The following is a 25082-nucleotide window of genomic DNA, read 5'->3' on the forward strand; positions in this document are numbered from 1 at the left end:
GGCTACGCGGCGTCGAGGTGGTCGAGTCCGGCGAGGTCGGCGGTGCCGTTCTTGACCACGGTCGCGGCCAGCGCGACAGTGGCCGGCTGGACCCCGCTCTCCTGCTCCGAGGTCGCCACCCGGACCGACTGCGTGAGGTGTGCCCGCAGGTGCCCGCTGAGCAGACGGAGGAACGGCGCCCCGGTGGCCGACCGCAGCGCGGTCATCTCCGCCGAGGTGACCATGCCCGGCATGTCATGCCCCTCGTGCGGATTCGTCGTCGGCGCGGCGGCGTCGGCGAGGAGCCGCCGGGCGCGGTCCAGCTCCGCACGCCGGGCGGTCGCGACCCGGGCGGCCGTCTGCCGCCAGGCCGGGTCGGTGGTCCGCGCCGACACCAGATCGAGTACGGGCAGCAGGCGTTCGGTCATCGCCACCGTCAGCTGTAGCCAGGCGACGTCGGTGGGGTTGAACGACCCCGCCGCACCCGTGGGTGTCGGCACCGTCGTCGCCGGTGCGGCGGTCACGGGTGGCGTGGCGGTGCTGGCCGCGTCCCGTGGCCCGGCACCGCAGCCGGCGACGAGCAGCACGGCGACGAGCAGGGTGGACGCCGTGACCTGGCGCATCCGTTTTTTCCTTCCCGCCCAGGGCGGCGGGCCCGGCGTGGCCGGACCCGCCGCCGTGGTGAGCGTCTGTCGGATCAGATCGGTCGGCCGTCGTGACCGCACTTGATGACCGGACGGATGCAGTCCTGGACCCGGCGGGCCAGCTCCGCCACCGGCCAGGCGTTGAAGAAGTCGCCGTGCATCGTGTAGCCCGGCCCGGAGGCGAGCCGGAAGTGCGACGGGTCGCCGTTGACCGGGTATCGCAGCACCTGGCGCAACTTCGGCACGTGCACCGGGTGGGTGCTCGGGCAGGCCTGGTTCACCGGGTACGCGAGGTGGCTCTTGTGGTCCGCCGAGTCGAGGTCCCGGCCGTTCCAGCACTGCGGGAAGTCCAGGTACGACTCCAGCATCGTGCCCGACGGGCAGTTGACGAAGTCCTTCGACGGCGGCACGTGCCCGGCGTGCAGGCACGACCAGCGGGCGATGCTGTCGTTCGGCCCGGTGGCCTTCGCGTTGCCGGCGACGAGCCGCAGCCCCAGCGGGAACGGCTGGGTGTTCGCGACGACATCGGAGCGTACGCCCTCGCCCAGGTAGTAGAACGTGGCGATCGCCGGCTCCACCGCGACGTTGTCCCGGTAGAGGGTCGGCACCCAGTACGACGAGACGTCAACCCGCGGGTTGCAGGTGGTGGGTGAGTTGACCAGGTCGGGCAGGGTGGTCTTGGCGTTCGTCACCGTGCTGCCGAAGAAGCTGTGCATGTGCGAGGCCCCGGGCAGGCCGGGGAAGATGATCGGGTCGTCCGGCAGCCGGTGGCTGTAGGTGCAGTCGGCGGGGAACTCGGCGACCCGGATGACGTTGGTGCCGAAGTCGGCTCCGCCGGGGGCGGCGTCGGCCCGGTTGGTGGTGGACACCAGATACGTGCCGAGTAGCACCAGCAGGGCGCCGATCGCCGTGACGAGGCGCAGTCGGCGGTGGATACCGGAGAGGGGTGCGGCCCTGTCCATCTCGTGACTCCTGTCGGGGGAACGGGTCAGGGACAGCTCCAATGCCGCCGCCGAAGACATCGGAGGTGTGCCCTGGCCAGACTGGGTGGTGACCGGTTGAACGGCCGGTGCGAGAGAGCGCTCTCACCGCTCCAGCCTCACGTTGAAGTCGACAAATGTCAATACGTGCCGCAGTTGGCGGAAATGACGACGAAGGGCCGGGCCCCATGGTGGGTCCGGCCCTTCGGTGTGTGCGCGTGCTGGCCTGGTGGTGCTGGCGTGCTGGCCTGGGTGGTGCTGGCGTGGCGCTGGGTGTCAGCTGGTCGCGCCCCACGAATCGGCCCTGCACCAATCCGGCCCGGCCAAGAGGGCAGGGCGAGCCCCGGGCAGGGCACGAGTCCCCAGCCCGCACCCATGATCGTGCTCGATCCAGGGAATAGGGCCATCGGGCTGCGGACGAGGCCACTACAACAAGGATCGAGCACGATCATGCGGAAACCTCCCGCCGCCACCACCGCGTAGCCGAGACCGGAGACGGGCGCGGGCAACGACCCGCTCGACGAAGCCGCACTGTCCCCGAAACTGCTGCCTCGGGACGCCGTGAGGCAGCAACTTCACCGGAGTTGAGCGGGCCCTTGCCGGGAGGGCGCGGCAAGGGCGCGGGCTGGGCGGCACCGTGACGGGTCTCGACGTGCGGGTGGGGCAGCCCGAACGTGTCGGACTGCCCCACCCGGCAGCGCAGAGATGGAATCAGAAGCCGAGGACGCCCCGACCGCCGACCACCGGAAGTCGCAGTTCGCTGTCGTTCGGTGCGACCCGCAGTTCCGTGCCGCCCAACGGCAGCAGGGTGTACTCCTGGTCGCTGGAGAAGACGACCACGCCGATCCGGTGGCCCGCCGGGAAGATGTAGTCCTTCGGTTCCATCGTCCACCGGTAGTCGTACAGCTTGCCCTGTCGCACCGGCGACGTGCGGGCCGCGCTCTTGCGGTTCTGCGGGTCCATCCAACCTCGCGTGACCACTGTCGGGGCGGCGGTCGACCCGACCGGACCGTAGTCGACCAGGTATGCGGTGAGGTTGGCGTCCGGCTTGTTGTCGATCGCCATCCGCAGTCGCATCTCGGGACGCCCGGAGATGCGCACGCTCTGCGTCAGCTCGGGGGAGCGGTAGGCGAGTCGGTTGGCGCTCGCGGTGTCCGGGTTGGACACCAGGGTGTCCGGGTGGATGGTCCGGCCCTCGTCGACGAAGCTCTGCTCGACACGGGCCTTCGGCGGCTTGCCGGTGGTGAGTGCGCCGGGCGCGGTGGCGTCGGTGGCGGCGAAGCGCAGGCCGACTTCCCGTGCGGCCGGGTCGGGCCAGTTGGCGTAGGTGGTGTAGGCGCGGTCCTCACGCTGGAGCACCGCGGTCGGCTCGTCCATGATGCCGTTGCGGACGTTCCACAGCCAGAAGTCGAACCAGCGGTTCTCGGTCTGCTTGTAGGTCCACGTCTGCCCGCTGGGCAGGGTCACCGACGCGCTGCTGCCCGGGCCGCCGTGCCCGCCCTGGTGCAGCCAGATCTTGCGCGGCACGTCGCGCTTGGCGAGCTGGTCCCACCAGCCGGCGAAGTGCTCGGTCTTGACGTTCCAGTCGTTGAGGCCGTGTACGACGAAGACGCTTGCCTTGACGTCGCGGGCGTCGAGGTAGTCGCGGTCCTGCCAGAACGTGGAGTAGTCGCCGGTGACCCGGTCCTGCTTCGCGGTGATCGCCGCGAGTTCGTCGGCGCACTGCCCTTCGGCGCGGGCCTGCCCGGCGGTGTACTGGGCAAGGATGTCGAGGTCCTCGCCCTGGAACGTTCCGGGCGCGACCACCAGACCGTTGGCCCGGTAGTAGTCGTACCAGCTGCTGATCGCGGAGACCGGGACGATGGTCTTGAGCCCCTTGACGCCGGTGGTGGCCACCTGGTTGGGCAGCGTGCCGTTGTAGGAGACCCCGGTCATGCCGACCGCGCCGGTGCTCCAGCCGGCGGTGACGGGGGCGCCGTTGGCGTCGTACCCCTTGGCCCGGCCGTTGAGCCAGTCGATGACCGCCTTCGTGCCGAGCGTCTCGGCCTGGTCGCCGCTCGTCGGGCAGCCGTCGGAGTCGCCGGTGCCGACGCTCTGACCGAGCACCACCGCGTACCCGCGGGGCACGTAGTAGTCGTCGAGCGAGCCGGGCAGATTCGCCTTGGCCTGGGCCCGCTGCGCGCCCGCGTCGAGCGCGCGACGTCCGGTGCGGTCGGTCAGGCCGTTCTGCGGCAGGTCGTCGACGAGCACGCTCGGGTACGGCACGTCACCCCAGGTGCCCTTGCGGTACGGGCTGTGCTCGAAGATGACCGGCACCTTGAAGCCGGTGGTGGCGGTCTCCCGGGGTCGGGAGATGTCGATCGCGACCCGGTCGGGCCGGCCGTCGTGGTCGGTGTCCACCGGGGTCTGGACGAACACCCGCTCCTCGATCGCGTCGGCGAGCGAGAACACCGGTTGGGTCATGCCGTCGCTGACCACGATGCCGGTGGGCGTGGTGGCGGCGGGCGGTGCAGCCGTTGCGGTGGGGGCTGCGCTGAGCACCAGTGCGCCGGACACGCCGACGCTCAGTAGCGCTAGATGACGGGGTCGACGCATGCGCGTCTCCCTTCGGTTGGGCTGGTTGCCGGGGTCGGCAGGGGCCAATCTCGAAGATCCATTCGTCGTCATGCTAGGTGTGAGGCGGCGTTCCGTCGATCCCCTCGGGTGTGCGCTGATCGGCGACGACCTGCTCGACCTGTTCGCGTTCTCCGGCACTCCCGAGCAGGTCGCGGGGCAGGCCGCGCACGGGTTGACGCCGCACGGGGGATCGAGCTGCTCGCCGGCGGGTGCTCCCACTGTTAAGGGCGTGAAAACCTCTCCGTCGAGGGCTCCCCGAAGATCGTTCACCTGCATATGATCTTGCCGGAGGTCGCCCGAAGAGGCGCTTTCGTCCACATTAGACGAGGAGCAACATGCTCAGGAAAACGCGGTGGCTCTTAGCCGTCGCCGTCACGGCCACGACACTGACCGCCCTACCGGGCGGCGTCGCCACGGCCGCGACCAGCGACATCGGTCGGACCGGCGCACCCGCCGCCTCGGCCGACGGGAAGACCCACACCGTCACCCTGCTGACCGGGGACGTGGTGACCGTACGGAACACCGGATCGGGCTGCCCACAGGCCACGATCCGGCCGGTCGACGAGAACGCGGTGATCAACCAGAGCTGCGGCCCCGACGGTCACCTGCACGTCGTCCCCGCCCGGGTCGCGTCCCAGGTCGGCCCGGTCCTCGACCCCGACCTGTTCGACGTCACCGCCCTGATCGCCGACGGCTACGACGACGACAACTCCGCCGAGCTGCCGCTGATCGTGCAGCCCGCCACCGCGTCCGCCCGGGTGGCCGCGCTCGGTGACGTCCTGCCGCTGCCCAGCATCGGTGCGGTCGCCGGCCGCGTACCCAAGAAGAGCCCGGCCACCGCGAAGCTCGCGACCAACTCGCTGCTCGCCGGCGCGAAGAAGGTCTGGCTCGACCGCAAGGTCCGCGCCACCGCCCTGCCGGCCGGCGCGAAGCCCGCCGGCCTGGACCGCAACCTCGGCCAGATCGCCGCGCCGGACGCCTGGAAGGCCGGCTACACCGGCAAGGGCGTCCGGGTCGCGGTGCTCGACACCGGCGCCGACTTCACCCACCCGGACCTGGTCGGCCGGGTCGCCGAGCGGGCCGACTTCACCGTCGAGGGTGGTGACGCCGTCGACCACAACGGCCACGGTACGCACGTCGCCTCGACGATCGCCGGCACCGGCGCGGCCGCACACGGTCAGCGTCGCGGCGTGGCACCGGACGCCAAGCTGGTGATCGGCAAGGTCCTCGACGACCGCGGCTCCGGCGAGGACTCCGGCATCATCGCCGGCATGGAGTGGGCCGCCACCCGGGCCGACGTCATCAACATGAGCCTCGGTGGCAGCGCACCGGACGACGGCACCGACCCGCTCTCGCTCGCCGTCGACGGTCTGAGCAAGTCCACCGGCGCCCTGTTCGTCATCGCCGCCGGCAACAGCGGCGCGCAGATCTCCTCGCCCGGGTCGGCCGCCACCGCGCTCACCGTCGGGGCCGTCGACCGCGACGACAAGCTCGCCGACTTCTCCAGCCGTGGACCGCTCGTCAACAACCACGTGGCCAAGCCGGAGGTGGTCGCGCCGGGCGTCGACATCGTCGCGGCCCGGGCCGCCGGCACCAACCTGCAGGACCCGATCGACAGGTACTACGAGGCCATCAGCGGCACCTCGATGGCGAGCCCGCACGTGGCGGGCGCCGCCGCACTGCTCGCCCAGCGCCACCCGGACTGGACCGGTGAGCGGCTCAAGGCCGCCCTGGTCGGCGCGGCCGACCCGCTGACCGGCATCGACCCGTACGCCATCGGAGCCGGCCGCCTCAACGCGGCCCGCGCCCTCGGCAGCCCCACCGGCGACCAGCCGGTGGTCAACCTCGGCACCTTCGCGTACCCGCAGTCCGGGACCAGCGAGACGACGCTGAGCTGGACCGGCGGATCCACCCCGGCCACGTCGGTCCTCGACCTCGACGTGTCGATCGTGAACCACGACGGCCAGCCGGTACCGCGCGGCGCGGCGTCGCTGTCGACGAGCCGGCTGACGCTCAAGCGGGGCGTCACCGGGGCGGCGACCCTGCGGATCAACCGCGCGGCGCTGGGCAGCCGCCCGGGCCTCTACCTGGCCACCGTCACCGCCAGCAGCGGCCGCAAGCCGGTCGTGACCACGCCGGTGAGTTTCTACGTCGAGCCGCCTAGCTACGACCTGACGATCCACACCAAGCCGATGCCCGGCCTGCGGGACGGTGCGGATACCTGGATCAACCTCATGGTCGCCAACCTCACCGACCCCCTGCTGTTCTACGGTGGGGGCGGCGGCACGCCCGGGGAGACCTTCACCCTGCGGGTGCCGGCAGGCCGGTACTCGGTGCTCGGCGCGTCTGTCGCCTACTACGTCGACAGCGACGTGCAGGAGATCACCCTCACCGCGGCGGGTGACCTGGACGTACGCGCCGCCCGGAGCGTGACCCTCGACCCGGCGCAGGCCCGGCCGGTCACGGCGACCGTCGACGGGGCGGCCACCAAGACCACCCGGACCGACGTCACCACCTTCCAGACCGCGGTGAACGGCCTGCCGTGGTGGCACCAGATCAGCGGGTTCGGGGTGGCCACGGCGGTCCGCAGCGTGGCAGTCCCGAAGCCCACCATCGGATCGCGGCGCACCTGGGCGGCCGTCAACATGGACTCGCCGGCCGGCACCGACAAGCCGTACCGCTACAACATCGTGCACGAGTACGCGGGCGGCGTGCCGGCCGACCCGTCGTTCCGGGTGACCAGGGCGGAGCAGGCCCGGCTGGCCCGCATCGACGAGCGGTTCCACCAGACCGACTCACCGGAGATGTACACCCTGCTGGTCCGCACGGGCTCCACGCCTGACGGGGTGCCGGTGACCCAGACCTACGAGGGCGTCATGCCGCCGAGCCGGACGTCGTACCTCTCGCCGGAGATCGTCTGGGCCGACGAGGGCGTCTACGGCGGGCTGGCGGCCATGGAGGCGCCGCGCCGGTACCTGCCGGGCAGCCGGCAGTCCAAGGTCTGGGCGCGGCAGCCGCTGCACTCCGACTGGTACGACGACCCCGCCGGCGCGGACTGGAGCTGCGCCACCGCGCCGTCACGGACCCGGGGCAACCTGCACCTGGACATGGTGACGCTCACCGACCAGCACCAGCGGGCCGACTGCCTTCAGGGCGAGGCGATCGGGGTTAAGCGCAAGCTGTCGCTGTACCGCAACGGCACGCTCGTCGAGCAGAGCGACCGGCCGATCGCCGACTTCACCGTCCCGCAGTCGATGGCCGACTACCGGGTGACCCTCGACGTCGACACGAGTCTGATCCTGCCGATCTCGACCAAGGTCAACACCTCGTGGACGTTCCGGTCCGCCGGCCCCGACGGGACCGGGAGCGTGCCGCTGCCGCTGCTCGCGGTCGACTACGCCCTGCCGATGGACCACGACAACCACCCGGTCGACGGAACGGCCGAGTTGGCCGTCCGGCAGGCGCACGGTACGAAGACGCAGAAGGTGACGTCGTTCCAGGTCTGGACCTCGACCGACGACGGTGCCACCTGGACGTCGGCCCGGGTCACCGGGAGCGGCGACACCTACCGGGTCGCGCTTCCGGTGGCCACCGCCGGGCAGTCCGTGTCGTTGCGGGTGAAGGCCACCGCCAACGGCGGTAGCGGGATCGACCAGACGATCATCCGGGCGTACCACGCCGGCTGACGATCGATGCGGTGGTGCGGCCCGGCTCCGGCCGGGTCGCACCATCGTCAGGCGTCGCGGTGTCGATCCGACCCCCTCTCGTTCGTCGTGACGGTGACCCGCGACGCTGACAACGAGAGGCACACCCATGACGTCCGTTGCCGACACACGGCCGAACCGACCCCGTTTCCTGCTGGGCTGTGGCACGGCCGCCGGCCTGCTCTTCCCTGCTGTGTCCTTCGGACAGGCGTTCACCCGATCCGGATTCGACCTGCGCAGGCACGCGGTCAGCTCACTCACCCTCGGTGACCTCGGCTGGTTGCAGGTCACCGCGTTCGTGGGCACCGGCGTGCTGGCCGTCGCCTTCGCACTGGGCCTGTGGCAGGCGCTGCGACCGGGCCGGGCCGGAACGGTGGTCCCGGTGTTGGTCGGCGTGTACGGGGTGGCGATGGTCGGCGGCGGGATCTTCGTCCCCGATCCCGGGCTCGCTTGGCCAGCAGGTGCCCCGGAGGGCCTGCCCGAGCAGGTCAGCGTGGGCAACGTCCTGCATACCGTGTGCGGCGCGGCCGCGTTCCTGTCGCTGATCGCGGCCGGCCTGCTTGTCGCTCGACGGTTCGCCGGCGAGGGGGAACGGACCTGGGCGCTCTACAGCGCCGCCAGCGCTGCCGCCGCGTTCGTCCTCACCGCTCTGCCCTGGAGCGAGGGGAGTGCGAGCATCCGCTTCGCCGTCGGAGCGGTGCTCATCTCGGGTTGGCTCGTGGCGCTCTCGTGGCGGACACGCGACGAGGTTGCCTGACGGCTGCGGCGGTTCTCGTCGTAGGTAGGTGACAGCATCGCGTCATGGCCACAGCGAAGCAGCCGGTAACCGTTCCGACCGCGATCAGCGTCGACGAGTTCCTGGCCGTCGAGGTGCACAGGGGCGTCGACCGGGTCGGCCGCCGATGAACGGCCACCGTCACTGGCCCTCCCAGACCGCCTTCGCCCCCGAGTCGCCGGTGCGGAACACGTAATAGACAGCGACGCCGGCAGCCACCACCGACAACACCTGCAACGCCAGGGTCAGTGGTCGGCCGGGCCGTCGGTCCGTGTCGGCGTCGGTGGCTTTCGGCGGGACGAACCAGACAAGTGCCAGCGCCACGACCCCCAACCCGATCGTCGCGTAGAGCGTGTTGTTACCGAACTCCTGATGCGTCTGCAGCTTCGGGAGAAACTCGGGGGTGACCCGGTTCGCCGACTGCATGCGTTCGAGGAAGGCGTCACCGGATAGCTTGGTCAGCAGAGCGGCGACCGGCGCGCCCACCGCGAGCAGCCCCAGCACCCAGCGGGTGTGCGGCCGGATCGGCGCGACGATCGCGTACCCGACCGCCAGCAGGGCCAGCAGCGGCACGAACACGACCGCGGCGTGCAGCAGCAGAGGGTGGGCGGGGATGCCCATGAACTCCTCGAACATCGGGCGGCTCCTCTGGCGCGCGGCAGACGACGGTTCCGTCGGGGCACCGACGCTATCGGGCGAGGCCGATCATGTCATCCCCGCCGTCAGTGCTTTCCGATCGCGCCAGGGGTGCGTGCGGCCGAAGGGCCGCCCGGCCGGGCGCGGATCCTCGGCGGGCCACCCCGCTACCGGGAGCGCGGCAGACAGTCCTTCTTGTACTTGAGGCCCGAGCCGCACCAGCAGGCGTCGTTGCGCTCCGGTGGCCACGGGATGCGCGCGCTGGGCCGCGCCGACACCTCGGCCGCGTACCCCGCGCGAACGCCGGTGTCGGCCGGGTCGCCGCCACGTCGACCGGCGAACGCGGTCAGCCCGGCGACCGTCGCGCCGAACACGCCCAACCCGGCCTGACCGGCGCCCCTGAGCCGAACCAGCTCCGTCTCCAGTCGGCCCCGGTGCGCGTCCCAATCCGGCCCGTACACCTCGGTGAGGGCGGGATGCTCGGCGAGCAGGCGATCGAACTCGGCCCGTGGCCAGAAGAGCAGATCCGACTCGGCGTCCCTGCGCTCCCCGGCCCGCCGCACGAGCTGGGTCTCCAGCCGGTCCGCCAGGTCGTCCTGCCGGTCGTGCGGCAGGTTCAGGTTCCGTCGTACCCGATGCCGCTGTTGCAACAGGAAGAAGGCGACACCTGGCGCGTCCGGCGGACCGAGGTCGACCACCGGGTCGATCGCGGTGCTGGCCGGCCCGGACGCGGCGGTCGCGTGCTCTTTGAGCAGCCTGTCGACCGCCTCGCTCAGCCACGTCTCGGCGACCGCCGAACGTCCACCGACGTCCAGCGCGGCACTCACATAGGCGGGGGCGTCGGGCTGTACGAGCAGCAACGGGCGCAGCGCGGTCAACTCCGCCATCGCCTCGTCGTCGCGGTCCCCGGCCCGGAACAGCGTGCGGGCCCGCAGCGCGCGGGCGAACCCGGCCCGAGGATCGTCGCCGGACGGGTACGCCGCCAGGGCCTGCTCCGCGTACCGCAGCGCGGCCTCGGGCCGGGACCGGACCTCTGCGATCTCGGCGGCCAGGGTCAGCGCGTCCCCGGCATCGTCCGGGTCCTCCAGCCGGCCCTGCTCGACGGCCTCCGCGAGGTCGGCGGCGACACCGAGCGGATTGGCCGTCCCGAGCGCGGAGCGGCGAAGTTCGGCGAGCTCAGCCTTGGTGAGTGTCTCTCTCGTCGGCACGATCTCACGGTACGTCGGGATACGCGCAGTATGCGGGCGGATCACCTGTTACGCCGCTCTCACACCGCGCGGAGCCGCGACCGCGCGCCGGGGGGACTACGACCACGCGCCGGACGACGCAGCCTGGGCGGCGTAGCTGTCGAAGTCGAGCGGGTCCCGCCCGAGAACCCGACGCACCCCGTCGGCCGGCTCCGCGAGGTGGCCCGCCCGCATCCCGGCGAACAGGGCGTTCAGCGCCGTGGCCGCCTCTGCCGGATACCCCTCGGCGAGCAGTTCGGCGTGGTACTGCTCCGGGGTGAGCTCCACGTAGCGGATCGAGCGGCCGGTCACCCGGGCGATCGTCGCCACCGCCGCGGCGAACGTCAGAGCGTGAGGCCCGGACAGGTCGTACACCTGTTCGTGGTGACCGGGCGAGGTCAACAGGGTCGCTGCCACATCGGCGACGTCCTGGGCGTCGACGAACGGCTCCGGAGTGGCGCCCATCGGCAGGGCCAGCCGACCGTCGAGCAGTGGTTGGCGAAACAGGTCCTCGCTGAAGTTCTGACTGAAGTTGTTCGGCCTGATGATCGTCCACTCGACGCCGGACTTCCGCACCGCCTCCTCGGCGGCGACCATGCTGGGGGAGAAGTCGACGACCCGGTCGATCCCACGCCCGGAGAGCGCCACGATCCGCCCGACACCGGAGTCGACGGCCTGCGTCACGAAGTCGGTGGCCAGCGTGGGGTCCTCCGGCGCCAGTAGGTAGACCGCCGCGGCACCCGTCAGGGCCGGTCGCCAGGTGTCGCGCCGCGACCAGTCGAACCGCACCTCACCGGAGCGAGAGGCAGCCCTGGCGTGGTGACCCGCCGCCCGCAGCGTCTGGACCAGCCGGCGTCCGGTCTTGCCGGTCCCGGCCATCACGAGTGTCGAAGGTGCGTCCGTCGTCATGACCACGAGTCAACGCGCCTTGCCGTGGGCGGGACATGTGCTGTCGTACGCCGGGCATGTCCGATCGTCCGAGGTCGATGCTCACCGTTCTATCGTCGGTTCATGGACCCGTTCGACAATCTGCTGCGCGGCGTACACGCCGACGGCGCGGCCTTCGGCCGGTCGGTGCTGACGCCGCCGTGGGCGCTGCGGTTCACCGACGGCGCCCCGCTGACGCTCTGCGTCCCGATGCGGGGCGAGGGCTGGATCTCCCATCCGGACAGCGACAAGCCTCGCCTGGTCCGGGTTGGCGAGGCGGCCGCCGTACGCGGGCCGGCGCCGTTCGTCTTCTCCGCCGAACCCCGGTCGAGCTTCGAGCCCGGGGAACTGCGGGACGTCCGGCGCGGCCGGACCGGGGTGGTCGACCCGGCGGGTGCGGACGACACCGACCGCCTCGTGCTGCTGGTCGGGGTGTACCACGTCCGTGGTCGGGTGCCCCAGCGGCTGCTGGGCGCGCTGCCGCCGGTGCTCGTGGTGCCGGACGACCACGACTGCGCGGCGCTGCGCGACTACCTGGACGCCCAACTCGACGCCTGTCGGCCCGGACGGCAGGTCGTGCTGGACCGCCTGCTGGACTGGTTGTTGGTGTGTACGGTGCGGGACTGGTTCGACCAGCCGGAGGCCGAGGCCCCCGGCTGGTACCGCGCGCTGAGCGACGACACGGTCGGCCCGGTGCTGCGTGCCATGCACGACACGCCGGGCCGACCGTGGACCCTGGCCAGCCTGGCGGCGCAGGCCGGGGTGTCCCGGTCCACGCTGGCCAAGCGGTTCACCGCGCTGGTGGGCGAACCGCCGCTCACCTACCTGACCGACTGGCGCATGACCCTGGCCGCCGACATGCTCGCCGAGTCGACCGCGACGGTCGCCGCCGTGGCGCGTCACCTCGGGTACGCGGATGCGTTCGGCTTCAGCGCGGCCTTCAAACGCGTGCACGGCATGAGCCCGAGCAGGCATCGAGTGGTCGCGGAACCAACGCACTTCGGTCATCTGCCGTCAACCCGTCGTCGGTAGCGTCCGGTCGCCAGTTTCTCGACCAGATCGCACAAAGGCGGAGTTATGGGCACTGTGGATCGGCGTACGTTCCTCAAGGCGATGGGGGTCCCCGCGATCGGCGCGGCGCTCCCGTCGGACCTCAGCAAGGCGCTCGCCATCCCGGCGAACAACCGGACCGGCACGATCAAGGACGTCGAACACGTCATCATCCTCATGCAGGAGAACCGCTCCTTCGACCACTACTTCGGCACCATGCGCGGCGTACGCGGCTTCGGTGACCCCCATCCGGCGACACTGCCGTCGGGCAAGGACGTGTGGCACCAACCCAACGGCGCCGACGAGCTGCTGCCGTTCCGCCCCGAGGTGAAGGACCTCGGCCAGACGTTCCTGCCGGACCCGCCGCACGGCTGGAACGACGGGCACGCCGCCTGGAACGACGGCCGGTTCGACAGGTGGGTGCCGAACAAGGGCGTCACGGCGATGACCTACCACACCCGCCAGGACCTGCCCTACCACTACGCGCTTGCCGACGCCTTCACCGTCTGCGACAGCTACCACTGCTCGCTGATGGGCCCGACCGACCCGAACCGCTACCACATGTGGAGCGGCTGGGTCGGCAACGACGGCAAGGACGGCGGCCCGGTCATCACCAACGCCGAGGCCGGCTACGACTGGTCCACCTATCCGGAGCGGTTGGAGCGCAACGGCATCTCCTGGAAGATCTACCAGGACGTCGGCACCGGCCTCAACGCCGCCGGGTCCTGGGGTTGGACGAACGACCCGTACATCGGCAACTACGGCGACAACTCGCTGCTCTACTTCCACACGTACCAGAACGCGCAGCCCGGAACGCCGCTTGCCGACCGGGCCAAGACCGGCACCGAGATCCGCACCCAGGGCCGCGACCCGGAGGCTCTGCTTGCCGACTTCCGCGCCGACGTCGAGGCGGGGCGCCTGCCGGAGGTCTCCTGGATCACCGCCCCCGAGGCGTACACGGAGCACCCGAACTGGGGGCCGGCGTTCGGCGCCTGGTACATCTCCCAGGTCATCGACATCCTCGCGTCGAACCCCGAGGTGTGGAGCAAGATGGCGCTCTTCATCACGTACGACGAGGAGGGCGGCTTCTTCGACCACGTGGTCCCGCCGACGCCCCCGCAGGGCCGCGAGCACGGGCAGTCGACCGTGCCCACCACCAACGAGATCTTCCCCGGCGACGCCGACCACCCGGCCGGGCCGTACGGCCTCGGCATCCGGGTGCCGATGGTCATCGTCTCGCCGTGGACGCGCGGCGGCTACGTGAACTCGCAGGTCTTCGACCACACCTCACTGATCAAGTTCCTGGAGGCGCGGTTCGGGCACGGCCGGCCGGACCTCATCGAGAAGAACATCACCCCGTGGCGACGCGCCGTCGTCGGCGACCTGACCACGGCGTTCGACTTCCGGCACCCGAACCGCTCGCGCGACGTCCGGTTGCCCGACACCGACGACTTCAAGCCCGAGGACCTGGTCCGGCACCCCGACGAGGTGCCGGTCCCGCCGGCGGACCAGCGGCTACCCAAGCAGGAGCACGGGGTACGCCCGGCACGGCCGATTCCGTACACCCTGCACGCCGACGGGCACCTCGGCGGCGACGCGTTCCGAATCGACTTCCGCAACTCCGGCGGGGTCGCTGCGGTCTTCCAGGTCCGTCAGGCGGGCAGCGCCGACGCCCCGCGCACCTACACCGTCGAGCCGGGCAAGCACCTGAGCGACACCTGGCCGGCCACCTCCGGGTACGACCTGTCGGTGCACGGGCCGAACGGGTTCTTCCGCCGGTTCACCGATGGTCGGTCCCACCTCGACGTCACCCCCACCTACGGTGAGCGGGACGACAAGCTCGCCCTCACGCTCACCAACCGCGGGTCGAAGCGGGTCGAGGTGACCGTCCGAGACGGGTACCACGGGCGTCCGGTCACGCTGTCGGTGCGGCCCGGCGTGACCGAGCACGCCACGTGGGCGCTGGCCCGCACCCACGGCTGGTACGACCTGACGGTCAGCGTTGCCGGTGACGCCGACTTCGCGTACCGCTGCGCGGGTCATGTCGAGAACGGCAAGGAGAGCATCAGCGACCCGGCCCTCGGCGGGCTCGTCTGAGCCACGGCGTCACCCGGGCCCGTTGCCGGCCCGGGTGACGCCCCCACCTCCCGCCGTCGGCCGGTCCCGCTGTGGGCCACCCTGACGATTGCCGGTCGGAGGCGGACACCTCGTTGAGCGTTATGACTCACAGGTATAAATATGCCTCTGAGTCATAACGCTCGCCGCCCTATCCGCTCGTCCGGATGTCACGCTCCGTGACGAAGGTACGCAAGCATCGCCTCGCGGCTTCGCGGCAGGCCGAACTCTGCGACGAGCATGGACACGTTGCCGAACTCCTGCCCGTCGATCAGCCACGGCTCGGTCGACAGGCCCAGCACCTCGGCGAGCCGTCGCTGCCGAGGCGGCAACGCCGCGACCGGCGTACCGGCGGCTGCCGGACCGTCCGGGAACGCGAGGCGCAGCGCCGCACCCAGCGTGGTCAACGACCGCTCGCCGCTGACCGTGGGCAGCCGGCCCAGCAGCGCGTCGAAGGCGCGGTCCTCGTGCTGCGGACCGAGTTGCCGCAGAGCCAGGCCCGCGTTCCGGAAACCAGGCGAGGGCGTACGCCGCGACCGTCCGCACACCCGGGTCCGCGTGCGTCAGCAGGGTGCGGAACACCGGAACCCCGGCGCGCACCGCGTCGTAGGTCGCCACCTCGACGTACGCCCACAGCCGACCCTGATCCGCCTCGGACAGCGACTCGACATAGGTGTACTCGACGTACTCCTTCTTCGACTCGTCGGTGCCGGTCCACGGTGGCGGCTTGGCGGCGAGCAGCTCACGCCCGCCCTCGGCGGTCCGGCGGTACTCGGTCACCGGGAAGCCGTCCGGCAGGAAACCCTCGTCGTACCCGACGGCAAGAACGCTCAGCAGCCCGAGCACCGCCGCCGGATCCGGGGTGGCCGGATCGCCGAGCAGTTCCAGCAGGAACGGCACCGCGTACGCGCTCGCCTCGAACCGGTTGCCCTGGTGGAAGACGTTTGTGTAGAGGTCACCCAGGGCCTCGTCGCGGGTGGCCGGGTCGGGGAGAGCAGGGCGCGCAGTTGGCCGGGCACGTCGTCGGCCGCGCCGTACGCGTGGCCCAGCCGCGCCCAGTCGATGTCGTCGAGTCCGTCGAGCACGCCCCATGCTCTCCCGACCCGCCGACAGTTCTGCGGGTCGGGTCGGTCAGAACTCCTCGTACACCGCCGGGTCCTGGTCCGAGAGCCGCCCGTCCGGGCGGCCCAGCGCGGTGATGGCCTCGACCTGCGCGTCGGTGAGCCTGATGCCGAAGACGTCCAGGTTCTCCACCTGCCGCTGCGGGGACGCGGCCTTGGGCAGCGGAATCACCTGACGGGCCACGTGCCAGGCGAGGATCGTCTGCGCCGGGCTGACGCCGTGCGCTGTCGCGATCTGCACGATGACGGGGTGCTGCTGGAGGTCGTTGCCGTGGCCGAGCGGGCTCCACCCCTGCACCAGGATGCCGTGCTCCCGGTGGTAGTCGATCGCCTCCTGCTGCGGAAAGTACGGGTGCACCTCGATCTGGTTGACCACCGGGGCGACCCCGGTCTCGGCCACCAGCCGCTCGATGTGCTCGGGCAGGAAGTTGGAGAGCCCGATGTGCCGCACCAGCCCACGCTCGCGCGCCTCGATCAGCGCCCGCCACGCCTGCACGTACCGGTCTTCCTTCGGGTTCGGCCAGTGGATCAGATACAGGTCGATCCGGTCGAGGCCGGTGCGGAACACGCTCTCCTCGATGGTGGTCAGCGCCTCGTCGTAGCGGTGGTGCCGCCCCGGCAGCTTCGAGGTGACGATCAACTCGTCCCGTACGTTGCCGGCGGACCGCGCGGCCCGACCGACAGCGCCCTCGTTCTCGTAGTTGACCGCCGAGTCGATCAACCGATAGCCCGCCCGGATCGCCTGCCCGATGGCGTCGACGCCCGCCGAGCCGTTCAGCTTGTACGTGCCGAGCCCGACCGCCGGCAGAGTGGTGCCGTCGGCCGCCGCAAGATGGGGAATCGTCATGATCGGAACCCTACCCGCGTAGGGGCGTCCCGGATGGCGAGTGCGGCCTGGATGAGCGCCGCGTGGGTCAGCGTCTGGGGGTAGTTGCCGAGGTGGGCGCCCGTCGCGGGGTCCACCTCTTCGGGGTAGAGGCCGAGCGGGCTGGCGTAGTCGACCATGGCCTGGAACAGCTCGACGGCCTCGCCGCGACGCCCGGTGCGGGCAAGGGCCTGCACGAGCCAGAACGAGCAGGGCAGGAACGCGCCCTCGGTGCCGGGGAGGCCGTCACGTCCGGGCGGGTAGCGGTAGAGCAGTGGACCGCCGGCCGACAGCCGGTCCCGGATGGCGTCGATGGTGCCCCGTACCCGGGTTGACTCGGCCTCATCCATGCCCAGCAGCGGCAGGACGAGCAGGGCCGCGTCGAGGTCCGGGGAGCCGTAGCTGCGGACGTAGCTGGCCGCCGTCGGGTCGAAGCCGCGCGTCCGGACGTCGGCGGCGATGGCATCACGTTCGCTCTGCCAGCGTCGACGTTGAGCCTTCGACAGGGGATGCGTGTCGGCGATGGCCAGCGCACGGTCCAGGGCGAGCCACCCCATGAGCGTGGAGTGGACGTGTTGGGCGGGCTCCCGTACCTCCCAGATACCGGCATCGGGCTGCTGCCAACAACCGGCGACCACGTCCGCGAAACCGCGCACCGCCCGCCACGTCTCGGCGGGGAGGCGGTGTCCGGCCTGGGCGAACGCCCAGGCGGCGTCGATCACCCAGCCATAGCCGTCGAGCTGGTGCTGACCGGCGGCACCGTTGCCCACCCGTACCGGCCTGCTGTCGAGGTAGCCGGGCCAACCGGGCAACTCCCGCTCCGCTGGCACGTGCCGGCCGTGCAGGGTGAGCAGCGCCGGCAGGCGTGGCCGTTGCAGTCGGCTGGCGTGCAGCAGCCACGCGAGGAAACCGCGTGCCTCGTCGGTCTTGCCGACGCTGAGGAAGGCGCTGACGCCGATGCTCGCGTCACGGGGCCAGACATAGCGGTAGTCCCAGTTCCGTACACCGCCGGGATCTTCGGGCAGTGAGGTGGTGGGTGCGGCCACCGGCGCTCCCGACGGCGAGTAGGTCAGCAGCCGCAAGGTGAGCAGACTGCGCACGACGTGTTCCCGGAACGGCAACCGCTCGTCGATCTCCGCAGCCCAGGCCCGCCAGCGGGCCTCGTCCTCGACGAGCAGGTCCCAGGCGGCCGTCGGCTCGACGTGGATCACCGGTTCGCGGTGGGCCACGGCCAGGACGACTGTGACCGGATGTCCCGGCCGGACCGTGACCGAGGTGGGCCGACCCGGGGCGATGCTGAGCGTGGGCGTGCTGTGCAACGCGACCGCGAGCGCCCCCCACTCACAGACGAGCCCCTGGCGCCGGTGCTGTGCTCGGGGCCGGCGGTGCCGTGCGCCCAGGCGGGGATCGAACTCCACCACCGCGTCGACCGCAGCCTCCTCGGCAGACAGCCGTCGCACGATCAGTGTCGTGGGCAGCAGGCGACCGCTGACCTCGGCCACCATCGCCTCGGTGAGGCGGAGCCGGCCGCCGCCCACCGCCCAGGTGGTCTCCAGGGTTGCGCTGTGCTGCCGGTACCGCCGCTCGACGACGGTGGCCGGCCCGGCCGGGCCGACCCGGAACGTCCCGGCGTCCGGGCCCCCGACCAGCCGGCCGAACAGGGGATCGCCGTCGAAGCGGGGTACGCAGAGCCAGTCCATCGCGCCGTCACTCGCGACCAGGGCGGCGGTACGGGTGTCGCCCAGCAGGCCGTAGTCGCTTATCGGTGGCACACCGGTCATGGAGATCGCTCCTCGACGCGCCGTGCCGGGGACAAGCGGGTCACCTGGCTTGCAGGAGCAGCCCGAGACACACCCCGTAGACGACGTGGACGACAGCCGTGACCAGCGGGGTCTGGATGCCGTAGTTGACGGCGAACAGGCCCGGCGGCTCCAACACCGCCGTGCTGGCCGGTCCCGCCCGCTGCGAGGCCATGCGCGGATGGACACCGGGAAGCAGCGGCAGAATCACCGTCAGTGCGATCCCGACGTGCACGATCCCGAACAGCGCCCCGATCCACCAGTCCGCGCGGTGCAACAGCGCGAACGTGGCCGCGTACCCCAGGGCGAAACCCTGACCGGCGCCAAGGTGAAGGAAGAACCCGACGACCCGGGCCCGGTCGGGGTCCGCGGTGACGAAGGTCCCGAGCACCAAAGGGATGTCGAGCCGGGTGAGACCGGCCAGTTGGGCGGTGATCATCGCCGCAGTGAGCGCCGCGGTGGCGACCAACCCGAACAACGCCCATCCGGCCCAGTCCATCTCAACAGTCGTCGACGCCGCGGGCGCTCTTGGTCATCGGTCCACCCTCCGGCTGAACAGCATGAATCCCACAGCACGGACCGCACACCACCCACCGGCAGTCCGATTTCTCACCATAGGCCACCGGGCCTGTCCCGCTGACCTGCTCGCCCAGACGTCCCCGGCGAGTCGGCGGCAGGGTGGCGAGCGGCGACCTCAGCGCCATGGTGACGCTGCCAGTGGCTACCGCTTCGCCGCCGACCCGCGAGCCTTGTCGACCGGGTAGCGACGAGCCACCTCCTCCAGTTTGGTCGACGCCGCCTCGACCAGGTCGATGCCGAGGACATCGGCGAGCCGGGTCAGGTAGATCATCACGTCGCCCATCTCGGCCTTGACCCGGTCGCCGGCCTCTCGATCGGCCATGACGGCTGCGGCCTGCTCAGGTGTGAGCCACTGGAACTCGGCGATCAGTTCACCGACCTCACCGGCGAGAGCCATGGCCAGGTTCTTGGGCGTGTGGAACTGCTGCCAGTCTCGCTCTTCGGCAAACGCCCGTACGCGGCCCGTCAGGTCATCCATGGATGGGAGCATCCCAGACGTCAGGGAGGGCCCTTTGGACTGCTCTTACTTGTCGGCGAGGCCCACCGAGTTGGCGGCGGCTATGAACGTGAGCCAGGCGCGGTGCTCGAAGCGAAGAGCTGGCCCGTCACCATCCTTGGAATCGCGCACGGCGACCATCCCGGGGACGTTGGTGGCGACCTCGACGCAGTTGCCGCCGTTGTCGCCGCTGCGGGTGCTCTTGCGCCAGGCGGCGCCGGTCAGGTCAGTCATGCCGCATCTCCCCAGCGATCCGCTTGATCATGTCTCTTGAGTCTGCCTGATCGAGGGCGAGGGCATCCAGACCTCTCCAGACGTCTTCATAGGCCCGAAGCTCGTCTGGCTTATCGAGGTAGAGTGCCCCGGTCAGCGATTCGCTGTAGACGACCGACGGTTCCGGGACGGCCCGGCCGCCCTTCGTGGCCGGGAAGTCCAGAAGCACAAAGGAGCCTGCGACCGCACCGGGATGTGGCCCCGCCGCGTGTGGCGCTATGCGAACCGAGACGTTCGGCAGCTCCAATGCTTCGAGCAGGCGAGCAAGCTGCCCAGTCATCACCGTATGGCCGCCCACAACACGACGCAGCACCGCTTCGGAGAGGATGGCGTCCAGGTGTGGCGGCTGTGGAAGCCGACGAGTGAGCAGACTCTGACGCTTCAGTCGCACCTCGACCGCCCGCTCGCGCTCCTCGATGCTCAACCGGCTTGTGGGTCGGAACAAACCCAATGCGTACGACCGGGTCTGCAGCAGCCCGGGGATGAGGTTCTCGCCGTACTCGCGGAGGTGGGCGGCGGCGGATTCAAGCCCCACGTACAGCTCGAACCAGCTCGGCACCGCATCGCCGTACGCGTGCCACCAGCCCTTTGACTTCGTTTCGACGGCCAGCCCGCGCATCGCCTCGGTCATCTCGGGCGACACCCCGTACAGCTCGCACATCGCCTTGACGTCGAGCACCCGGACCGAGCCCTGGCCGCATTCGAGGCGCCAAATCTTCTGCCGACTGTATTCGAGAGCCTCGGCGGCGGCGTCGAGCGTCACGCCGGCCTCGTTGCGGAACTGTCGCAGCAGCCGGCCGAGTTGCCGACGCGGCACGGTCGATCCAACGTCTTCGGGCATCCGCACACTCCCTGGTTCCAAAACGCAACACTGCGTGACCCACTCCTGCAACTCGTACGGGTTTCAGTAAAGAAAGTCAATGCATAACAGGGAAATCACGGTATAGAACGTTGCGTTTCCGCTGCGGAATGTCGCAGGCTGGTTACAGCACGCGGCAGACCGAGGCAGGGCAAACGACCAAGAAGGCGGACGGACATGACCGCTCGTAACCAGGGATCATCCGCGAACGGCGGCGGCGCGACCTATCGCGCTGCCGCGTATACAAGTCTGTTGCCGTGGCAGGTGCGTGAGCGCCGCTTCGCGCAGGTCGGGTTCGGACGTCGCGGTCTGAACCCCGACGACGTGTACGCCTTCCTCGGTCGGGTCGCCGCCGACATGGCCGCTGTCCACGCCGCGCTCGCCGAGAGCCGCCGCGAGACCGCCCGGATCAAGGCCGGCCTGCGTCGTTGGCAGACCGATCAGGCCCGCGCCCGCAACGAGCGGGGCCAGGGGCGATGAGCCAGCGGTACGTCGTCCACCTGCCCGTCGTCGCCCCCGACCTGCCTGCCGCGCAGCGCCTGGCCCGGGTCATCGGCCGGTGGATGCTGGTGCTGCCAATGATCGACCCGGGGGAGACCACCGTCTCCGAAGAGGACCACCAGCTCGTCCGGCACCGGGCCTTCTGTGACCTCCGAATGCCAGGCGGCCGGCGCTGCCTGCTCCGCGATGGCCATGACGGTGCCTGCTCCCGCCGCCTGGGCCGCTGACCAGCCGAACCGCTCTAGCCGAGGTCGCTGCGGGCCCCGTCCTCGTTCCGTCCTCACGTCACCAGGCGGTAGTTAGGGACGCGAGGGTGGCGTTCCTCGGGCGGCTGGTCCATCTGTTGGACGGTGACTCCATCCGGAGTAGGCGCCCGACATATGTGGATGCCACCCGTGCAGGTGTCACACCAGAGCAAGACGCACTTGGCATTGAGCGCAGGCTATGCGGTGAAGACCATCCTTAGGGTCCGCTGCGCGCAGTTCGGGCAGGCAAGACTCGACGTCGCCGGCAGCGCACGGTAGACGACGTCTTACGCCGTCCGCCACTCATCAACGGTGGCCGTTGCGCTGCACTATCTGGTCGGCCCGAAGCGTGACCATGGCGACGGTGCGGCCATCGGTGTCGGTGAACTCGACTTCGTACACAGGCGGGGGGCCGTCGAAGACATCGACGATAGCTCCCACTGCCCCGGCGGGCAGGTCTTCCCACGGTATGGCTTCTCGAAGCTCGACCACGTCGTACAGCTCTAGCATGTCATTCTCCCTTGGGCGGGAACGAGATGGTCACCATCCGAGGTGCAGATGTCTCATTCTTCAATATCCAGGCTGTGCGCACGATGATCGTGCCATTTGGCCCGGTTAGAGGTAGGTCCACGTTCCACCGCTGGCCGAACTCGTCGGCCTTGCCCAGCAGAGGCTTACCGGCGAGTACGCCTTCGCGGATCTGCTGCAAGACTGCGTTGGCGTCATCTGGGCCGAGGCCGGTGGCGGAGTTGATGACGCGATACTTGTGCCCCCCGACAGGGTGGTCCGGGTTCATGGCGTAGTCGGCGATCTTCCGCGAGTCGATCTCGGCCGTGGTGAAGTCCGGTCCGGTGGGATCACGTGGAATCTTTGTCGGCTCTGGGCCGTCAGGTCTCTGCGGTTCGGGTGACTGCTTCAGGAGCCGCCCCAGCGCCTGCTTGAGTTTCTCGATGAGGTCGCCGAGCCGGCGGATCTCCGGCATCAGGCGTCGCAGGCTCGCCAGCAGTCCACGCAGCAGCCGCGCGATCCGCGCCCCCCACGACGCCACGAGCGTGGAGACCTGCTCTACGACCAGCGGTGCGGCCAGTCCGCCGGTGATGAGGAGTTCGCCCGCGTACACGATGATGCGGGACACGCAGGTGGCGATGGCGTCGCGGACGAGGAGCCGGACGGCGGCCACCAGGCCGGCGGCGCCCTCGGTGATCGCGGCCATGGTGTCGGCACCCTGGGCGAGGCCGGTGATGGCCTGTTGCTGCTCGGAGGCCCAGGTTCGGTAGGCGGGACCGGCGCTGCCGCCCCACCTGGCGACGTCCGTGCGCACGGCGCGGGCCAGTTCGGCGGCGTCGTCGCGGAGCGAGCCGGCGACGTTGCGCCAGGTCTGGGCGTGTGCGGTGATCTGAGCGGGGTCGCCGGCGAGCCAGTCCAGCGCTTCGCTGAGCGGTTTGACGTGTTCGATGAGCCAGGCGATCCCGTACTGGAGCAGGGCGCCGACCGGGTCGGAGACGAGGGCGAGGGCATCCAGGCTCGCGCTGACGACGCCGAGGCTGCCGTCGATCCACCTACCGGTGCGGACGCCCTGGGCGATGAGTTCGATGTCCTCGCAGATCCACACCCCTGCCCATGCGCTGGGCGGGGTGTCCGCAGCGGCGGCGACGAGCGGGTTCGACGTCACGGGCGCTGTCGCACCCTGTCGAGCAGCTGCTTGGCGTGGGCGTCGGAGCTTCGGTAGCGGTCGGCGCCGACCCGTAGCCTGCCGGAGGTGTCCCGTATCGATGCGGCGGCGGCGCCGATGCCGTCGACAAGGGTTCGTTGCAGGCCGTCGAGCAGCACCGGCATCATGGCGCAGAGCTGCCCGTATGCGTCGGCGCCCAGTCGGACGTGTCGGCCTGCTTGTTGGGCGGTGTCGAGACTGGCGGCGCTGTGATCAAGGCGTGCGGCGTGGGCGGTCAGGTCGTCCGGGTCGACCTGGATGCCCTCAGCGGCGGGCATCGTCTGATCCCTGGTCGCGGATCAGACGGGTGCGGTACGAGTCGATGATGGCCTGGGCGCTCGGGTCGTCGCCCAACGACTGCGTGGTGGCCTCCCTGACCTGTCGGAGCAGGTCGGCCCGCGCTGCAGTGGTGGTCTCCATGATCTGCTGAGCGGTGTGCGCCGCGGGGTGTTGGCGGACGCGCTCGTCGAGCCGTAGGTCGATCAGCAGGCCGGCCGCGTCGACGGTGACGTCGACGGTCCGGTCGGCGTTGCGGGCGGTGCCGGTCAGATCGCGCATCGTCGCCGACAGGGTCTTCGCTCGTGCTGCCCGCTCGGCGAGCGACGTTTCCCACTCGTTGAGCCGGCGCTCCGCTGCGTCGAGTGCGGCGTCGTCCGCCCACATGTCGACCCTCCCCAGGGGACCACTGCCGGCGACAACCGGCCGACATCACCGGCACGCTACCAACCAGTCGCGCTACGTGCATGCCCGCCAGCGTCAATGCCAAGAGCGTTGCGCCAGACTGTTCGTCAAGCCCCGTCACCTCGTCGATCAAGGAGTTGTGGTGGGCGACAAAGGCCCCGAGGCGACGCCAAACCGGCACCACAACTCCATGATCGACGAGGTGACGGGGCGCGATCTTGCACTTTCTGTCGCGACGAATTGGGCAGAACTGCGCATCTTGACCACCGAAACTGCAAGATCGGCGCAGCGGGGCGGGGCGGGGCGGGGCGCAAGAGGGGTCGGGCGGGGCGTTCGTATTATCTCGGCATGGTGCTGGTCAGTCGGCGGGCGGTGTTGTTGGCTGGCGGCGGGCTGCTACTTGGGTGCTCACCGCGGCCTGAGGCGGACGAGGTCCACCTGCGACTGGCTACCGGGCCGGCGGGGGCGGTCTACCGGCGGATCGGTGGGGCGTTGGCCGAGCACATCTCCGAGCAGGTGCCGGGCGCGACGGTGACCACGGTGCCGAGCGGGGCGTCCACCGACAACATCCGGATGCTGCGGGCCGGCGAGGTGCACCTGGGGTTGACCAGCCTGGATGCGTTGATCACCAGCGATGGCAGCGCGCCCGGTGGGTTGTCGGCGATCTGCCGGCTCTACGACAGTCATCTGCATCTCGTGGTCATGGCCGGTTCGGAGATCGGCGCGTTCGGGGACCTTGCCGGCACGAAGGTGTCCCTCGGTGCGCGCGACTCGGGCACGGAGTTCACGTCGTTGCGGGTCCTGAAGCTCGGCCCGCTCGAAGCCGATGGCCGCAACCTCAGTCAGGCGGAATCGGCGGCGGCGTTGCGAGACGGCACGATCGACGCGATGTTCTCGCTGACAGGTGTTCCGACGCCCGCCATTACCGAGTTGGCGCAGCGGCACCCGATCCGGCTGATCCCGTTGGACGCGCAGGCAGACCGGCTCTTCACGGCGTACCCGGGTCCCTACGCCCCGGCCATGATCCACGCGGCCGCCTATGCCGGGGTTCCGGCGACCCGCACCGTCGCCGTACCGAATGTGCTGCTCGCGCGCGACGACCTGCCCGACGATCTGGTGTACGCCATCACCGACACGGTCTTCCGGCACACCGGGGCGATCACCTCCGCTGGCCGTGATGGCGCCGAGGCCCTTCCGGAGGCGTGGCAGATCAATGTGCGTACCGGAATCTCCACCGCGTCGGTCCCACTCCATCCGGGGGCGGCGGCCTGGTTCCGCGACCGCAAACGCTGACGCCGGG

At 70.5% G+C, this 25082-nt stretch carries 25 protein-coding genes; 8 read left to right on the forward strand and 17 right to left on the reverse strand.

Annotation, left to right across the window (positions count from 1 at the left end; translation table 11 throughout):
* Positions 1-2: 2 nt before the first annotated feature.
* From ACWER9_RS13215 to ACWER9_RS13225, 3 genes are all read right to left on the reverse strand, one after another.
* Positions 3-602, reverse strand: a complete 600-nt coding sequence (locus ACWER9_RS13215; RefSeq protein WP_452302061.1) for a DUF305 domain-containing protein — start codon at positions 600-602, stop codon at positions 3-5.
* A 74-nt stretch (positions 603-676) separates the two neighbouring features.
* Entirely contained in the window at positions 677-1585 is a 909-nt protein-coding gene (locus tag ACWER9_RS13220) for a DUF1996 domain-containing protein (protein WP_452302062.1), read from the reverse strand.
* A gap of 729 nt (positions 1586-2314) precedes the next feature.
* Entirely contained in the window at positions 2315-4198 is a 1884-nt protein-coding gene (locus ACWER9_RS13225) for a Xaa-Pro dipeptidyl-peptidase (protein ID WP_452302063.1), read from the reverse strand.
* 356 nt (positions 4199-4554) lie between these two features.
* Here ACWER9_RS13225 and ACWER9_RS13230 point away from each other — a divergent pair, with 356 nt between their 5' ends.
* Together ACWER9_RS13230 and ACWER9_RS13235 are read left to right on the forward strand one after the other, a co-directional pair.
* Positions 4555-7905: a S8 family peptidase gene (locus tag ACWER9_RS13230; RefSeq protein ID WP_452302064.1), complete on the forward strand. Its 3351-nt coding sequence runs from the start codon at positions 4555-4557 to the stop codon at positions 7903-7905.
* Between the two features lie 127 nt (positions 7906-8032).
* Positions 8033-8680, forward strand: coding sequence for a DUF998 domain-containing protein (locus ACWER9_RS13235; protein ID WP_452302065.1), 648 nt, complete (start codon positions 8033-8035; stop codon positions 8678-8680).
* A gap of 159 nt (positions 8681-8839) precedes the next feature.
* Here ACWER9_RS13235 and ACWER9_RS13240 read toward each other — a convergent pair whose 3' ends face one another.
* From ACWER9_RS13240 to ACWER9_RS13250, 3 genes are all read right to left on the reverse strand, one after another.
* The gene (locus ACWER9_RS13240; RefSeq protein WP_452302066.1) at positions 8840-9334 is read right to left on the reverse strand and encodes a DUF2231 domain-containing protein; all 495 of its coding nucleotides are present in this window, start codon (positions 9332-9334) and stop codon (positions 8840-8842) included.
* Between the two features lie 167 nt (positions 9335-9501).
* On the reverse strand, positions 9502-10542 hold the full coding sequence (locus tag ACWER9_RS13245) for an SEC-C metal-binding domain-containing protein (protein ID WP_452302067.1): 1041 nt from the start codon (positions 10540-10542) through the stop codon (positions 9502-9504).
* A gap of 96 nt (positions 10543-10638) precedes the next feature.
* A complete protein-coding gene (locus ACWER9_RS13250; protein ID WP_452302068.1) occupies positions 10639-11469 on the reverse strand; it encodes an NAD(P)H-binding protein in 831 nt (276 codons plus the stop codon).
* A gap of 102 nt (positions 11470-11571) precedes the next feature.
* Here ACWER9_RS13250 and ACWER9_RS13255 point away from each other — a divergent pair, with 102 nt between their 5' ends.
* Positions 11572-12519, forward strand: coding sequence for an AraC family transcriptional regulator (locus ACWER9_RS13255; protein WP_452302069.1), 948 nt, complete (start codon positions 11572-11574; stop codon positions 12517-12519).
* Positions 12520-12564: 45 nt separating this feature from the next.
* On the forward strand, positions 12565-14634 hold the full coding sequence (locus ACWER9_RS13260; RefSeq protein WP_452302070.1) for a phosphocholine-specific phospholipase C: 2070 nt from the start codon (positions 12565-12567) through the stop codon (positions 14632-14634).
* A gap of 188 nt (positions 14635-14822) precedes the next feature.
* On the opposite strand, the gene ACWER9_RS13265 is transcribed toward ACWER9_RS13260, so the two are convergent.
* Complete coding sequence (locus ACWER9_RS13265; protein WP_452302071.1) at positions 14823-15200, reverse strand: hypothetical protein; 378 nt, start codon at positions 15198-15200, stop codon at positions 14823-14825.
* A gap of 125 nt (positions 15201-15325) precedes the next feature.
* Between ACWER9_RS13265 and ACWER9_RS13270 the strand changes: the two genes are divergently transcribed.
* The gene (locus ACWER9_RS13270) at positions 15326-15604 is read left to right on the forward strand and encodes a hypothetical protein (protein ID WP_452302072.1); all 279 of its coding nucleotides are present in this window, start codon (positions 15326-15328) and stop codon (positions 15602-15604) included.
* 179 nt (positions 15605-15783) lie between these two features.
* Here ACWER9_RS13270 and ACWER9_RS13275 read toward each other — a convergent pair whose 3' ends face one another.
* From ACWER9_RS13275 to ACWER9_RS13300, 6 genes are all read right to left on the reverse strand, one after another.
* Positions 15784-16620, reverse strand: coding sequence for an aldo/keto reductase (locus ACWER9_RS13275; RefSeq protein ID WP_452302073.1), 837 nt, complete (start codon positions 16618-16620; stop codon positions 15784-15786).
* Positions 16617-18419 (reverse strand): glycoside hydrolase family 15 protein, encoded by a 1803-nt coding sequence (locus tag ACWER9_RS13280; protein WP_452302074.1) that lies wholly within the window; start codon positions 18417-18419, stop codon positions 16617-16619. Before ACWER9_RS13280 ends, ACWER9_RS13275 begins: the two co-directional genes overlap by 4 nt.
* Positions 18420-18459: 40 nt before the next feature.
* Positions 18460-18936, reverse strand: a complete 477-nt coding sequence (locus ACWER9_RS13285; protein WP_452302075.1) for a hypothetical protein — start codon at positions 18934-18936, stop codon at positions 18460-18462.
* A 222-nt stretch (positions 18937-19158) separates the two neighbouring features.
* Positions 19159-19494, reverse strand: a complete 336-nt coding sequence (locus tag ACWER9_RS13290) for a nucleotide pyrophosphohydrolase (protein WP_452302076.1) — start codon at positions 19492-19494, stop codon at positions 19159-19161.
* Positions 19495-19539: 45 nt separating this feature from the next.
* Complete coding sequence (locus ACWER9_RS13295; RefSeq protein WP_452302077.1) at positions 19540-19746, reverse strand: DUF397 domain-containing protein; 207 nt, start codon at positions 19744-19746, stop codon at positions 19540-19542.
* Positions 19739-20626 (reverse strand): helix-turn-helix domain-containing protein, encoded by an 888-nt coding sequence (locus ACWER9_RS13300; protein WP_452302078.1) that lies wholly within the window; start codon positions 20624-20626, stop codon positions 19739-19741. Before ACWER9_RS13300 ends, ACWER9_RS13295 begins: the two co-directional genes overlap by 8 nt.
* A 195-nt stretch (positions 20627-20821) precedes the next feature.
* Between ACWER9_RS13300 and ACWER9_RS13305 the strand changes: the two genes are divergently transcribed.
* Together ACWER9_RS13305 and ACWER9_RS13310 are read left to right on the forward strand one after the other, a co-directional pair.
* Positions 20822-21124 carry a DivIVA domain-containing protein gene (locus ACWER9_RS13305; protein ID WP_452302079.1) on the forward strand — a complete coding sequence of 101 codons (303 nt, stop codon included), beginning with the start codon at positions 20822-20824 and terminating at the stop codon, positions 21122-21124.
* Entirely contained in the window at positions 21121-21372 is a 252-nt protein-coding gene (locus tag ACWER9_RS13310; protein ID WP_452302080.1) for a hypothetical protein, read from the forward strand. The genes ACWER9_RS13305 and ACWER9_RS13310 overlap by 4 nt, the downstream gene beginning before the upstream one ends.
* Before the next feature lie 324 nt (positions 21373-21696).
* Here the strand turns inward: ACWER9_RS13310 and ACWER9_RS13315 are convergent, their stop codons facing one another.
* From ACWER9_RS13315 to ACWER9_RS13330, 4 genes are read right to left on the reverse strand one after another with little or no spacing between them, the layout of a single operon-like run.
* Positions 21697-21900, reverse strand: coding sequence for a DUF4926 domain-containing protein (locus ACWER9_RS13315; RefSeq protein WP_452302081.1), 204 nt, complete (start codon positions 21898-21900; stop codon positions 21697-21699).
* Position 21901: 1 nt separating this feature from the next.
* Complete coding sequence (locus tag ACWER9_RS13320) at positions 21902-23062, reverse strand: WXG100 family type VII secretion target (RefSeq protein WP_452302082.1); 1161 nt, start codon at positions 23060-23062, stop codon at positions 21902-21904.
* Positions 23059-23379, reverse strand: a complete 321-nt coding sequence (locus ACWER9_RS13325) for a type VII secretion target (RefSeq protein ID WP_452302083.1) — start codon at positions 23377-23379, stop codon at positions 23059-23061. Before ACWER9_RS13325 ends, ACWER9_RS13320 begins: the two co-directional genes overlap by 4 nt.
* On the reverse strand, positions 23366-23764 hold the full coding sequence (locus ACWER9_RS13330) for a YbaB/EbfC family nucleoid-associated protein (RefSeq protein ID WP_452302084.1): 399 nt from the start codon (positions 23762-23764) through the stop codon (positions 23366-23368). The genes ACWER9_RS13325 and ACWER9_RS13330 overlap by 14 nt, the downstream gene beginning before the upstream one ends.
* Positions 23765-24130: 366 nt before the next feature.
* On the opposite strand from ACWER9_RS13330, the gene ACWER9_RS13335 reads away from it, so the two are divergent.
* The gene (locus tag ACWER9_RS13335; RefSeq protein WP_452302085.1) at positions 24131-25075 is read left to right on the forward strand and encodes a TAXI family TRAP transporter solute-binding subunit; all 945 of its coding nucleotides are present in this window, start codon (positions 24131-24133) and stop codon (positions 25073-25075) included.
* Positions 25076-25082 lie beyond the last annotated feature (7 nt).

The organism is Micromonospora sp. NPDC003944 (assembly GCF_053605225.1).

What these genes read in the sequence shown, in the direction of transcription:
- ACWER9_RS13285 (WP_452302075.1), bottom strand. Translation starts at nt 18,936, where the DNA reads ATGGACTGGGCCGGATGGGCGTTGTTCGGGTTGGTCGCCACCGCGGCG.
- ACWER9_RS13315 (WP_452302081.1), bottom strand. Translation starts at nt 21,900, where the DNA reads ATGCTAGAGCTGTACGACGTGGTCGAGCTTCGAGAAGCCATACCGTGG.
- ACWER9_RS13225 (WP_452302063.1), bottom strand. Translation starts at nt 4,198, where the DNA reads ATGCGTCGACCCCGTCATCTAGCGCTACTGAGCGTCGGCGTGTCCGGC.
- ACWER9_RS13240 (WP_452302066.1), bottom strand. Translation starts at nt 9,334, where the DNA reads ATGTTCGAGGAGTTCATGGGCATCCCCGCCCACCCTCTGCTGCTGCAC.
- ACWER9_RS13250 (WP_452302068.1), bottom strand. Translation starts at nt 11,469, where the DNA reads ATGACGACGGACGCACCTTCGACACTCGTGATGGCCGGGACCGGCAAG.
- ACWER9_RS13305 (WP_452302079.1), top strand. Translation starts at nt 20,822, where the DNA reads ATGACCGCTCGTAACCAGGGATCATCCGCGAACGGCGGCGGCGCGACC.
- ACWER9_RS13295 (WP_452302077.1), bottom strand. Translation starts at nt 19,746, where the DNA reads ATGACTGACCTGACCGGCGCCGCCTGGCGCAAGAGCACCCGCAGCGGC.
- ACWER9_RS13310 (WP_452302080.1), top strand. Translation starts at nt 21,121, where the DNA reads ATGAGCCAGCGGTACGTCGTCCACCTGCCCGTCGTCGCCCCCGACCTG.
- ACWER9_RS13275 (WP_452302073.1), bottom strand. Translation starts at nt 16,620, where the DNA reads ATGACGATTCCCCATCTTGCGGCGGCCGACGGCACCACTCTGCCGGCG.
- ACWER9_RS13215 (WP_452302061.1), bottom strand. Translation starts at nt 602, where the DNA reads ATGCGCCAGGTCACGGCGTCCACCCTGCTCGTCGCCGTGCTGCTCGTC.
- ACWER9_RS13235 (WP_452302065.1), top strand. Translation starts at nt 8,033, where the DNA reads ATGACGTCCGTTGCCGACACACGGCCGAACCGACCCCGTTTCCTGCTG.
- ACWER9_RS13230 (WP_452302064.1), top strand. Translation starts at nt 4,555, where the DNA reads ATGCTCAGGAAAACGCGGTGGCTCTTAGCCGTCGCCGTCACGGCCACG.
- ACWER9_RS13280 (WP_452302074.1), bottom strand. Translation starts at nt 18,419, where the DNA reads ATGACCGGTGTGCCACCGATAAGCGACTACGGCCTGCTGGGCGACACC.
- ACWER9_RS13290 (WP_452302076.1), bottom strand. Translation starts at nt 19,494, where the DNA reads ATGGATGACCTGACGGGCCGCGTACGGGCGTTTGCCGAAGAGCGAGAC.
- ACWER9_RS13260 (WP_452302070.1), top strand. Translation starts at nt 12,565, where the DNA reads ATGGGCACTGTGGATCGGCGTACGTTCCTCAAGGCGATGGGGGTCCCC.
- ACWER9_RS13325 (WP_452302083.1), bottom strand. Translation starts at nt 23,379, where the DNA reads ATGCCCGCCGCTGAGGGCATCCAGGTCGACCCGGACGACCTGACCGCC.
- ACWER9_RS13300 (WP_452302078.1), bottom strand. Translation starts at nt 20,626, where the DNA reads ATGCCCGAAGACGTTGGATCGACCGTGCCGCGTCGGCAACTCGGCCGG.
- ACWER9_RS13330 (WP_452302084.1), bottom strand. Translation starts at nt 23,764, where the DNA reads ATGTGGGCGGACGACGCCGCACTCGACGCAGCGGAGCGCCGGCTCAAC.
- ACWER9_RS13335 (WP_452302085.1), top strand. Translation starts at nt 24,131, where the DNA reads ATGGTGCTGGTCAGTCGGCGGGCGGTGTTGTTGGCTGGCGGCGGGCTG.
- ACWER9_RS13220 (WP_452302062.1), bottom strand. Translation starts at nt 1,585, where the DNA reads ATGGACAGGGCCGCACCCCTCTCCGGTATCCACCGCCGACTGCGCCTC.
- ACWER9_RS13255 (WP_452302069.1), top strand. Translation starts at nt 11,572, where the DNA reads ATGGACCCGTTCGACAATCTGCTGCGCGGCGTACACGCCGACGGCGCG.